The sequence below is a fragment of the Alteromonas sp. ABH4_452 genome (genome assembly GCF_056311825.1).
In genome coordinates this window covers 3,498,642-3,510,392 of sequence record NZ_CM149973.1, presented here as the reverse complement: position 1 = coordinate 3,510,392, position 11,751 = coordinate 3,498,642, and the positions used below count along the sequence as shown (strand labels likewise).

Below are 11,751 nucleotides of genomic sequence, written 5' to 3'. Positions count from 1 at the left end.
TTTAGCGGAGGATTCATGATGAAACGTCTCGAAAAAGTTTTCTTAGCACTTTGTGCCGTTGCAGCTGTACAGGCTATTTCAGTAGCCGATGCGCATGCTACACCAGCGCGCACGCTTATGCAGAAATTAGATATAGACAAAGATGGTCTTATTTCACTTAAGGAAGCAGTAAGACACACAGAACTACTGCGAAACTTTGGGCTGATTGACGACAATGAAGACGGTAAGCTTTCTGAAGCCGAGTTGGCAAAGAGCAAGCTTACGCCAGGTAACAAAAAGCTCACCGCGAGTGAGTAGATAAGAATATCAACATCAATGAGGGTAGGGTTCTGATAAACAAGGTATCGTTTGGTGAGCGCTTGGTACAACTTGGTTCACTAAGGCAGTTAACGTTAGGAAGTTTTGTACTGGCCCTTATTCCCCTTATTGCGCTTCTTTGGCAAAGCCAAAGCGACTTAGCCAAGGTAGGTCAAATGACTACCCTTGAAACACGCTTTGTAGTGGATGTCGTAAGTGATATGCAACGTCTGGACAATGCAGTGGTCGATGTTGAGCGCAGCATCAGACAGTTTGCCGTTTTACGTAACGACAGGGTGGCGCAGCTCTCTGATAATGCCATAGACCAGTTTGCTGTGGCGGCCGATAACTTGTGTCAGGCGCTTTCCGTGCCAGCAACCTGTTCCCGTTTATCTGAGCAGCTTAATCAACTCGCTGAATACCGTGCCATTGAAGATCAGCTGCTGCTCAATGCGTATTTAGCATCAGTAGGAGATAGTGTCGACCAGCTGCGCGACGATGTAGAAGCGGCCATTACAGAACGGGTTAAAGTACAACAAGACGACTTAAACGCCATGCAGGCGAAACAGGCATGGTCTACCGCAATGCTGGTTAGTGTGTCGCTACTCCTCATATTGATGGGAAGCCAACTGATTGTAAACCCCGTTAATAACCTCAAAAAAATTATTCGGATCATGGCACATAGCGATGGTCAGCTTCCGCCATTGTCTAAGCAGGCACCTAGGGAACTTATTGATGTAGAAAAAGATTTGCATTGGCTTTATGAGCGTTTGCAGCAGCTGGAGCACATCAGAACCGCACTTTTAAGACATGCCGCACACGAACTAAAAACCCCCCTAGCAAGCATTAAAGAAGGCTGCAGTTTGTTGTCAGAGAACGTGGTAGGCGAATTGAATAACGCTCAACGAGAAGTTTTGTCATTACTTACTGCAAGTACCCAGCGTCTCAATACTTTGGTTGAGAAACTACTCGACTACAATCTGCTACTACAACAAGCACAGCCTAAAATTGTAGAAAGTAATGCAAATAAATTAGTTGATGCCTGTTTAGAGGATTACGCCCTTGCCATTCAAGATAGAGAGGTAGATGTAAATATTTCCTCACCTTCAATACATGTAGACGAGGAATTATTCAGAAGAATACTTGATAATCTAGTGTCCAATGCTGTAGCACACGGAGCAGTTGGACGACCGATAAATATTAGCCTTTATAACAAAAATGATAACCTTGTACTGGATGTCGCCAACAGAGGAAAACGCATAGCGCCGGAATCAGTACACACGCTGTTTGAACCTTTTATCCGCGGGACCGAGCCGAGAAACGACAATGTTATCGGAACGGGGTTAGGATTATCAATTGTTGCCGATTGCGCTCGACTAATGCATGGTGATGTAAAAGTGGTAGATGTAGACTATGCCGATGTTTGCTTTAGAGTGACCATTCCGCAACAGGAAAAATAAAATGAGAATAAGTGGTTTAATTGTTGCCTTACTGGTACTGACAGGATGTCAGAGTTTAACTAGAAACAGCAGCAACACAGGTGAGCCAGAAAAAGTGACACCTGTAACAAAAATAGAACGTGGTATCTGTTTGTTTAACGAGCCGCCCCCAGTTTTCGAACACAATTGTGATGCAGCCTATTGGCTCAATACGTGGATTGCAGCAGCTAATCAACCTTGGTTAGAGCGCAAACAGGCTTTAAAAGCATTAGGGGATTCAGCGTTTGACACCATCCATGCTTATATTTTAACGCTACCCACTGATACCCCTTATCAAGACAGGTTGCGCGCACAACTAGCACTAAATGATATCGCGGGCACATTCACGGCAGAAGCCCAAGAAGTAGTTAATGTTATTGCTGCTTCGCAAAACAATCAGATAATGCAGCTTGAGTCTGCAATGGTGGTGTTGGAACAAGAAAATACATCTCGTGGAGAGAAGGTTAAGGCGCTAGAACAAGAAGCCGTTAACCTGCGTAAAAAATTAGAAGAACTGTTGCAAATAGAAGCAACACTGATGGACAAAAACAGGAGTACACAACAGTGAGCGAAAAGGCGAGTAGTAACCCTAACTTATTGTTGGTTGATGATGATAAAAGCTTATTGCGCTTGTTGACCATTCGCCTTGAAGGCGAGGGATACACAGTGACCGCAGTGGAAGACGGTCAATCGGCGTTGAGAAAACTTCAGAACGATAACTATGATGTTGTATTAAGCGACCTACGCATGCCGGGCTTAGACGGTTTGAGCCTATTTGAAGAGATAATGGGAATTAGAAAAGACATTCCTGTTATCTTGATGACGGCGCATGGCACTATTGCAGATGCGGTTGCTGCCACTCAGCGCGGTGTCTTTGGTTTCTTACCGAAACCTGTTGATCACGATGAATTGCGCGCATTATTACAAAAAGCATTGAGTCAATCTCAAGCTGCGCAGCCGGGGGATTGGGCAAAAGACATAATCACCCGTTCACCAGAAATGCTTAATGTCCTTGACCAAGCGTTTCGCATTGCTCAGCGTGAAGTGTCTGTGCTTATCAGTGGCGCCAGCGGTACAGGTAAAGAACTGTTGGCGAATGCTATTCATAAAGCCAGTAATCGCAGCGATAAACCATTTGTAGCCATTAACTGTGGCGCGCTACCTGAAAACTTACTCGAATCTGAATTGTTCGGTCATGCTAAAGGCGCGTTTACCGGTGCTGTAGCAGCTCACCCTGGCTTATTTAGGGAAGCCGACGGTGGTACGCTATTTCTAGACGAAATTGGCGATATGCCAATGACGCTGCAGGTAAAACTACTGCGTGCATTACAAGAGCGCCAAATTCGTCCAGTTGGTAGCAGCAAACATGTAGATATTGATGTACGTATTATTTCTGCCACGCACAAAGATTTGCATAAAGAAATGGAAGAGGGCACCTTCCGCGAAGACTTGTATTACCGGTTGAATGTCGTCAATCTTAAGCTTCCATCTCTGAAATCGCGTAGTGAAGATATTCCACTTCTGGCTCGCTCGCTGCTGCAGCAAAGCGCACAGCGTCATGGTGTTAATGTAAGTCAGTTCTCTGACGATGCAATGCAGCAGTTAGTGACTTCATCTTGGCCGGGTAACGTACGTCAACTTGTAAACGTGGTTGAGCAGTGCGTAGCTTTAACGCAAACACCTGTCATCCCTCTACATTTAGTAGAGCAGGCTCTTTCAGCAACCAAGCAAAGCTGGCCTACGCTTACAGAAGCGCGCGATGCCTTTGAACAGCAATACTTGCACAAACTACTTAAGATGACCGACGGTAATGTAACGCGCGCTGCTGAGCTTGCAGGTAGAAACCGCACGGACATGCACAAACTTATGAAAAAGCATGATTTAGATGCCGCAGATTTTAGATAAGTCAGTTTTAAATTGTGACTGAACTAACAGGGGCTAAAAGCCCCTGTTTTTATTTCTGCACTATTCTTTAGTTTATTTTTCGAACGGAAACGGTGTAAGCCACTTACATTCTACTATCTTTATATTAGGTGTTATGTATATGGTGATACACTATGTTTTTGCATACCAATGTAGCCACACAACAGGCTACAAACACCCTGTTCGGTGTAAACAAAGGCCTGAGTCGTTCCTTCGAACAGCTCAGTTCAGGGCTTCGTATCAACAAAGCGAGTGATGATGCGGCGGGCCTCCAAATTTCTGAGCGTCTTAGCAGTCAAACATTCGGACTCAATCAAGCCGTCGAAAACGCTAATAGCGGGCAAGCGCTGTTACAAGTCGTTGATGGTAGCTTAGGTGAAGTCACTCGTCATTTGAATGACATTCGCACGCTGTCAATAGCTTCACAAAACGGCATCTACAGTAAAAGCGACCTAGCTTCTATAAATCAAGAAGTTCAGGCGCACCTCAACGAAATAGCACGTATTGCAGATTCTACTACTTTTGCAGGCGAGAAACTTTTTGACGGTAACTTTATTCGCGATTTTGCAGTAAGCGCGAACGGCAGCAGCAGTATTCGTGTCGACTTAACGCATGGTGGCGATGGGGTTGGCCTTACCGGACTGGGTTTGACGGGGTTTTCAGTAACAGCGTCTGGTCAACAACCTCAAAGCTTGTCCGGGCAGAGTGTATCTGGAGCGAGCGCATTGAATGCGGGCGAAGTGATACTTCAAGCGCAGGATATCCCCGGAGAAAAAAGATTGAGTGTTTCAACCGATAGCGGGTTAACGTTTGTAGAACGGGCTGTACAGTTAGTGGAAAACCAAGGCGTTAATGCGGCGCTAATTAGCACTACGGCCAACGAAATTTTAGGGCTCAATGCAACAAGTACTAATTTGGTAACAGGGGATGTAATCCTTAATCAAACTAATGCAGATATCCGTGTGGCTACCCCGACAGGCGAGTTTCAAATATCGTCGAGTTTGAACAGCAAAGTCGGTCAGTACGATGCGCAAAGTGCGCAGCAAAATGGAAGTGCATTAGACATTGTTGATAACGCCATAGAAATTATAGGTAATTTGCGTACAGATATGGGGGCAACGTCAAACCGCTTTTCTTCAGCGCTCAAAAGTATGTCGAGCACAAGCGTAAATTTACAGCGTGCCAATGCCCAAATAACTCAGTCGGATTTTGCTAGCGTTACCGCCGAAGAAACGCGTTTTTCTATTCTCCAAAAGGCCAATGTCAGTGTCTTAGCTATGGCTAATCAAATGCCACAGAATGTTCTGTTCCTGTTAAATTAAACCTACACTCGAAGTATTGGGTGGGATGACGAGCTTAATGTTCTGAAAAAATAATTATTTCCACTGTGCGAGCATAGTTTTTTAAGCTCGCTATTTCAGTTTCTGTAAAGTCTCTTGGTTCATCAAACAGGAGGCATAAGGTACCTAGTTCATAGCCCTCTTTATTACGTAAGATTGCCCCCGCATACGCACGAATATATGGCTTGCCTGTTACCAACGGGTTATTAGCGAAAACTTTGTCAGCTTTTGCATCAGGTACTATTAAATATTCCTCTTCTGCAATCGCATAGGTGCAAAATGAGATGTTACGCGGTGTTTCTGTAGCGTCCATGCACTGACGCGACTTAAACCATTGGCGGTCTTCAGCAACCAGGCTTACTAAGCAGGTCTTTGCATTAAATTCTTCCTGGACTTTTTTAGTAAGCGCATCAAGTTGTTCGCTGGGGGAGGTGTCTAATATATCTAACGATTCCAAAGCAGCCAGACGTGCTTTTTCGTATTCATGATTCATTTAGGGGGTCACGATAAAAAGTGGTTTAACACAAAAACTAATAACCGCCGTAGTTTACCTTTAAATCAGAAAAATACTATCTATTAAGGAGTTATTGTCTAAAACAAGGCGTTTTGAGCTGGTTGATTTCTAATTGAAAGGTTGTCTAACCGGTGGGCTATCTCTTCAGCGTTGTACAAATCAATAAACTGTTGTGCCAGCCATGGTGCGTCTTTGTTGTCAGGGCGGTGACAAAAAAAGTACACGTCCTTTCCTTCTCTTTGCCAAATCTTCACTTTTTCACCCAAGGTAACAAACAGCGTTGGTTGTCATCGTCTACATCGTTACCGACAAAACGCACAATGGGGGTATGTCCTGTAGCGATAACGTTTACCGGTACACGGGGCTTTTTCAGCCTGACTTCTTCTAGCATAGCCTGCTTATCTGCCCCGCCTGCATTTAAAGGCCCGCTAAATAAAGCTCGGGTGTCCATAATGATTCTATTCACACCGTGGCGGATCAAAAGTTGGTTAAGCGCCTTTTCATCATCCCCCTTTGCAAAAAATGCCAGGTGGCGCACTTCAACCGCTATGTTTAATTCTTGAGGTAACCTCGCTAAAAAGGTGTCCAGAACGGGCAGCTTTTCTGGCCCGAAAGAAGCGGGCAGTTGCAGCATCATGACGCCTAGCTTTTCTTCAAGCGGGCTTAACAATGAAAGCTGTTGGGCAACCTCTTCATCACAATGTTGCAATTGATGTACATGAGTAATGTTCTGGTGAAACTTGAAAGTAAACCTGAAGTGGTCGGGTACTGAATCGCACCATCTCGCTACAGCGTCTTGGTGAGGAAGTGAGTAAAACGTTGTATTTCCCTCCACCGTATTACACTCCTTGGCATACAGCGACAATCCATTATCAGACTTGGGATAATTAGCAAACCACGTGCTTGGCCAATGGCTGTGTTGCCACATTGGTAATCCAATATAGAGATTTCCTTGTGATATGGCTGATTTGTGCATATTTGTCATTGGGCTTTATCAAGCATTTGTTTATACTATGCGGCCTTTAAATCATTACATTATGCATGTTGTGGGCGGGCCAGCTAATTGGCCAGCAAGTTTACGCGATTTTTGGCAAAGTCTTAAGCCCAAAAATAAGCGGTTTTGAACGCCAATTCACTGCATGCGAAGCAAGAAAAAACATCAGGGGTCAAGGACCATGCGCACAGATTACTGTGGGAATATCGATTCATCATACATTGGACAAGAAGTTACCCTTTGCGGGTGGGTTAATAAGCGTCGCGATTTAGGCGGTGTAATCTTCATCGACTTACGCGACCGCGAAGGTATCGTACAAGTGGTGTTCGACCCAGATTTACCAGACGTGCTATCGGTAGCTAACACGTTACGTAGCGAATTCTGCGTAAAGCTAACGGGTAAAGTACGTGCGCGCCCTGAAGGCCAAGTAAATAAAGACATGCGCACAGGTGAGATTGAGATCCTAGGCACAGGCCTTGAAGTGATCAACAAATCTGACGTACTTCCACTGGACTGGAACCAAGAAAACTCAGAAGAACAGCGCCTTCGCTATCGTTATCTAGACCTTCGCCGTCCTGTAATGAGCCAACGTTTACAATTCCGTGCAAAAGTAACCGGTGCTGTACGTCGCTTCCTAGAAGAAGAAGGTTTCCTTGATATTGAAACCCCTATTCTTACTAAGGCAACGCCAGAAGGTGCACGTGACTACCTAGTGCCAAGCCGCACGCACAAAGGTGAGTTCTTTGCACTTCCGCAATCGCCACAGCTTTTCAAACAGCTTCTGATGATGTCGGGCATGGACCGTTACTATCAAATTGTTAAGTGCTTCCGCGACGAAGACTTACGTGCCGACCGTCAGCCAGAATTTACCCAAATCGATATTGAGACCACGTTCTTAGATGCCGATGGCGTAATGTCTATTACCGAGCGCATGATCCGCGACTTGTTCAACAAAATGCTAGATGTTGATCTTGGCGACTTCCCGCGTATGACGTACAAAGAAGCGATGAAGCGCTTTGGTAGCGACAAGCCAGACCTACGTAATCCGCTTGAGTTAACAGACGTTGCAGACTTGCTTGCTAACGTTGACTTTAAAGTATTCAGCGGCCCAGCCAACGATCCGAAAGGTCGCGTCGCGGCTATCCGTGTACCTGGCGGTGCGTCACTTTCGCGCAAGCAAATTGACGAATACACTAAATTTGTAGGTATTTACGGCGCGAAAGGCCTAGCTTGGATTAAAGTTAACGATGCTGGCGCTGGTCTTGAAGGCCTACAGTCGCCAATCCTCAAATTCCTAACGGAAGACATCACTAACGCCATGCTAGAGCGCACTGGCGCACAAAGTGGCGATATTCTATTGTTCGGTGCAGACAGCTACACTGTGGTTACCGAAGCGATGGGCGCACTTCGTCTGAAGCTTGGTGAAGACTTTGAGCTTCTTGAAGGCGAGTGGAAGCCACTTTGGGTTGTTGACTTCCCAATGTTTGAAGAGTTTGACGGTCAGCTTCACGCTATTCACCACCCGTTTACCGCGCCACGTGGTTTAACGCCAGAAGAACTTAAAGCTAACCCAGCTGAAGCCTTATCTGACGCTTACGATATGGTATTGAACGGTGTTGAATTAGGCGGTGGTTCTGTACGTATTCACAATGAAGACATGCAGTCTACGGTATTCAATATTCTTGGCATTGACGATGAAGAAGCGAAGAACAAGTTTGGCTTCTTGCTTGACGCGCTGCGCTTTGGTGCGCCGCCGCATGCAGGTCTTGCGTTTGGTCTAGACCGTTTGGTAATGCTTATGACTGGCGCGACGTCTATTCGTGATGTGATGGCATTCCCTAAAACGACCACAGCGGCATGTCCGCTAACATCGGCGCCTAGCCCTGCAAACCCACAGCAGCTTGAAGAGCTCGCTATTGCAACGGTGAAAAAGCAATCGTAATTTATGGCGTATAAGAAGCCTGAATCTGCACTGGTAGTGTTGTATGACCAACACTACCGAGTGCTGCTTTTGCAACGACAAGACGACCCCACCTTTTGGCAGTCGGTAACCGGCGCGTTAGAAGAGGGGGAGTTACCTGTAGAAACGGCATATCGTGAAGTGTGTGAAGAAATTGGCATCGATGCCAAAGCGCACGGCTTTGTGGTTAACGACCACGATAAGCAGAACCAGTATGAAATTCGTAGCCGCTGGCTACATCGCTATCCTCCTGGTACTGTGCACAACACAGAGCACGTATTTTCCCTTCAAATAAACAGCGATTTACCCATTGTCTTAACAGAGCACTTGCAGTACGAATGGGTGACGAAAGACGAAGCGCTCGCGCGTTTATGGTCTCCTTCTAATAAAGAAGCGGTATCTTTGTTTGTACCGAGTGTGCCTTAATGGTTATACTGGGTATAGATCCAGGTTCTCGGATCACAGGCTACGGTTTAATTGCACGCAAGCAAGGTAAACTGGTGTATGTAGCAAGCGGATGCATTCGCGTTGGAACGGCAGATTTGCCCTCTCGTCTTGCTAATATCTTTACCGGGGTTGGCGATATTATTCGTCAATATAAACCCGACCAGTTTGCTATTGAGCAAGTATTTATGGCGAAAAATCCTGATTCAGCGTTAAAGCTTGGTCAGGCCAGAGGTGCCGCTATTGTGGCAGCCACCCAAGCGCAACTTCCTGTTGGCGAATACAGCGCAAGGCAAATTAAGCAGTCGGTAGTTGGAAAAGGTGGCGCAGATAAAACGCAAGTTCAGCACATGGTAAAACACCTGTTGAATTTAAGCGGCACGCCACAGGCCGATGCTGCTGACGCCTTAGCCGTTGCCTTGTGTCATGCACACACCGAACAGAGCCTAATAAATATGGCAGGACAAGCTCGCAAAACTGTACGCGGACGCTTGCGCTAATCCTGCTCAAAGCTAACGCTTTTACAGAGATTATTCATGATAGGACGAATTCGCGGTACGTTGGCTGAAAAGCAGCCTCCAGAAATTCTTGTAGATGTAGCCGGTGTTGGCTACGAAATTCATATGCCCATGACCAGTTTTTACCAGCTGCCAGCAGTCGGTGAGGAAGTGGTGGTATATACACACTTTGTGGTTCGTGAAGACGCCCAGTTGCTGTTTGGTTTTGCTGATAAAATGGAAAGAGGCTTATTTCGCGAGTTAATAAAAGCGAACGGTGTAGGCCCTAAACTGGGCTTAGCTATTTTATCAGGTATGTCGGCTGGGCAGTTTTTGGCAAGTGTGCAAAATGAAGACGTTTCAGCATTAGTAAGTTTACCGGGTATAGGTAAGAAAACCGCCGAACGTTTAGTGGTCGAACTCAAAGACAGGCTGGCCAAGTTTGGTAAAGCGCAAAGCATTGTGATGCCACCGCCTAGCAGTGACCTGTTATCGAATAACACAATTGTTGAAGTAAACGACGCCCGTGAAGAGGCACAAAGCGCACTTATCGCATTAGGCTATAAGCCAGCACAGGCCAGTAAGCTGGTTGAAAGTGTATACACTGAAGGTATGGAAAGCGAAGCGGTAATTCGCGATGCCTTAAAAGCCGCTATATAATAGCCCGTAGTGAAGGCAGCGATAATGTCGTTATGCTGTCTTCGTGTTATTCCCTAAAGTAGAACTATCATGATTGAAGCAGACAGACTGATTACGCCTGACGCCAGCACCGAAGATGAGGTCATCGACCGCGCCATTCGCCCTAAAATGCTGGAAGACTATACGGGGCAGCCTCACGTTTGTGAGCAAATGGAAATATTTATTCAGGCGGCACGTAATCGCGATGATGCGCTCGACCATCTACTTATCTTTGGCCCGCCTGGTTTAGGTAAAACAACCTTGGCGAATATTGTGGCTAACGAGATGGGCGTAAACATCAAAACCACTTCAGGTCCTGTGCTAGAAAAAGCCGGGGATTTGGCCGCACTGCTTACCAACCTTGAACGTAACGATGTATTGTTTATCGATGAAATACATCGCTTAAGCCCAGTAGTAGAAGAAATTCTTTACCCTGCTATGGAAGACTATCAGCTTGATATTATGATAGGTGAGGGGCCTGCCGCCCGTTCTATTAAATTAGATCTCCCTCCATTTACCTTAGTGGGCGCCACAACCCGTGCAGGCTCGTTGACGTCGCCATTACGGGACCGTTTCGGCATTGTGCAGCGCTTAGAGTTTTACAACGTAAAAGATCTCACCAGTATTGTGGCAAGAAGCGCGAGCTATCTTAATTTATTCATGAATGAGGAAGGCGCTCAAGAAGTGGCACGTCGCTCTAGAGGTACACCGCGTATCGCCAACCGTTTGTTACGCCGTGTACGGGATTATGCCGAAATTAAATCTGACGGCACTGTTGGCGCTGATGTCGCTGCTAAAGCCCTCGATATGCTTGATGTAGACAAAGAAGGCTTTGATTACATGGACCGCAAATTGCTTACGGCTATTATTGAAAAGTTTGATGGTGGGCCAGTAGGCTTAGACAATTTGGCCGCTGCCATAGGCGAAGAGAAAGAGACCATAGAAGATGTAATTGAACCCTTCCTTATTCAGCAGGGCTTCTTACAGCGCACGCCACGGGGGCGTATTGTGTCGCAGCGCGCCTATCTGCACTTTGGCTTCACTCCGTCAGAATAGTTTGTAACCCTTTTGTAAGAAGGTTTAGATTCGTTTTTAAGGCCTAGCTGAAATGCTGGGCTTTTTTGGGTAAGGCCGAAGGCTTCAAATATTAGAAGTAAGCGCTTGTATAGGGGAAGGTGGCAAGTTCAGGGCCGCCAGTGAAGAGTGTTTGAAAGTAAATGGCGAATTGTTGAAATGCGCTTGTTAAGCATGGGCCGCTAATATTTTGTGTTGTACAGATGCTAAATTACAGGCAAAAAAAAGCCCGCTCATTGAGCGGGCTAAAACAACAAGTGTTGAAGGAAATAAATCCAGGGAACTCATGTCTAACAGGAGAATAACTCTTGCATGACCGTGCTAAGCACCATCACGCTCTGTACGACTGATGCTGTGCATTATAGGGAGAGCAGAAAAAACTACAATTGAGTAAAATTGTTGATTTGGATTAGAAAAACTAATGTGTTAACTGGGTGTTTCGGGTTGGTTTAATTTTGATTAAATGTTAGCTTTTATGCGCTCTGTGGCGTGGTTTTGTTCTGCATCTTATCGTGCTAATTAGTTATTTTAACTTTGTTTTGGATTATTATA

Annotated in this window: 13 protein-coding genes; 10 read left to right on the top strand and 3 right to left on the bottom strand. The window is 45.7% G+C overall.

The window, feature by feature from the left end:
- Positions 1-15: 15 nt before the first annotated feature.
- From ACYX4N_RS15100 to ACYX4N_RS15080, 5 genes are all read left to right on the top strand, one after another.
- Positions 16-297: an EF-hand domain-containing protein gene (locus ACYX4N_RS15100; RefSeq protein ID WP_476054599.1), complete on the top strand. Its 282-nt coding sequence runs from the start codon at positions 16-18 to the stop codon at positions 295-297.
- 62 nt (positions 298-359) lie between these two features.
- The gene (locus ACYX4N_RS15095) at positions 360-1,757 is read left to right on the top strand and encodes a sensor histidine kinase (protein ID WP_474854330.1); all 1,398 of its coding nucleotides are present in this window, start codon (positions 360-362) and stop codon (positions 1,755-1,757) included.
- A gap of 1 nt (position 1,758) precedes the next feature.
- Positions 1,759-2,343, top strand: coding sequence for a hypothetical protein (locus tag ACYX4N_RS15090; protein WP_476054598.1), 585 nt, complete (start codon positions 1,759-1,761; stop codon positions 2,341-2,343).
- Entirely contained in the window at positions 2,340-3,680 is a 1,341-nt protein-coding gene (locus tag ACYX4N_RS15085) for a sigma 54-interacting transcriptional regulator (protein ID WP_476054597.1), read from the top strand. The genes ACYX4N_RS15090 and ACYX4N_RS15085 overlap by 4 nt, the downstream gene beginning before the upstream one ends.
- A gap of 152 nt (positions 3,681-3,832) precedes the next feature.
- The gene (locus ACYX4N_RS15080) at positions 3,833-5,020 is read left to right on the top strand and encodes a flagellin N-terminal helical domain-containing protein (protein ID WP_476054596.1); all 1,188 of its coding nucleotides are present in this window, start codon (positions 3,833-3,835) and stop codon (positions 5,018-5,020) included.
- A gap of 34 nt (positions 5,021-5,054) precedes the next feature.
- Here ACYX4N_RS15080 and ACYX4N_RS15075 read toward each other — a convergent pair whose 3' ends face one another.
- The 3 genes from ACYX4N_RS15075 to ACYX4N_RS15065 all read right to left on the bottom strand — a co-directional run bounded on the left by ACYX4N_RS15075 (position 5,055) and on the right by ACYX4N_RS15065 (position 6,480).
- Complete coding sequence (locus ACYX4N_RS15075; protein WP_474807888.1) at positions 5,055-5,531, bottom strand: GAF domain-containing protein; 477 nt, start codon at positions 5,529-5,531, stop codon at positions 5,055-5,057.
- Positions 5,532-5,629: 98 nt separating this feature from the next.
- Positions 5,630-5,806, bottom strand: coding sequence for a hypothetical protein (locus ACYX4N_RS15070; RefSeq protein WP_476054595.1), 177 nt, complete (start codon positions 5,804-5,806; stop codon positions 5,630-5,632).
- Positions 5,803-6,480, bottom strand: coding sequence for a DUF72 domain-containing protein (locus ACYX4N_RS15065; protein ID WP_476054594.1), 678 nt, complete (start codon positions 6,478-6,480; stop codon positions 5,803-5,805). The genes ACYX4N_RS15070 and ACYX4N_RS15065 overlap by 4 nt, the downstream gene beginning before the upstream one ends.
- 247 nt (positions 6,481-6,727) lie before the next feature.
- Between ACYX4N_RS15065 and aspS the strand changes: the two genes are divergently transcribed.
- From aspS to ruvB, 5 genes are all read left to right on the top strand, one after another.
- A complete protein-coding gene (gene aspS, locus ACYX4N_RS15060; RefSeq protein ID WP_476054593.1) occupies positions 6,728-8,488 on the top strand; it encodes an aspartate--tRNA ligase in 1,761 nt (586 codons plus the stop codon).
- A 3-nt stretch (positions 8,489-8,491) separates the two neighbouring features.
- Positions 8,492-8,932, top strand: coding sequence for a dihydroneopterin triphosphate diphosphatase (gene nudB, locus ACYX4N_RS15055; RefSeq protein WP_476054592.1), 441 nt, complete (start codon positions 8,492-8,494; stop codon positions 8,930-8,932).
- Complete coding sequence (gene ruvC / locus ACYX4N_RS15050; protein ID WP_476054591.1) at positions 8,932-9,450, top strand: crossover junction endodeoxyribonuclease RuvC; 519 nt, start codon at positions 8,932-8,934, stop codon at positions 9,448-9,450. Before nudB ends, ruvC begins: the two co-directional genes overlap by 1 nt.
- Positions 9,451-9,486: 36 nt before the next feature.
- Positions 9,487-10,107: a Holliday junction branch migration protein RuvA gene (gene ruvA / locus ACYX4N_RS15045; RefSeq protein WP_269916132.1), complete on the top strand. Its 621-nt coding sequence runs from the start codon at positions 9,487-9,489 to the stop codon at positions 10,105-10,107.
- A 69-nt stretch (positions 10,108-10,176) separates the two neighbouring features.
- Positions 10,177-11,181, top strand: coding sequence for a Holliday junction branch migration DNA helicase RuvB (gene ruvB, locus ACYX4N_RS15040; protein ID WP_476054590.1), 1,005 nt, complete (start codon positions 10,177-10,179; stop codon positions 11,179-11,181).
- Positions 11,182-11,751 lie beyond the last annotated feature (570 nt).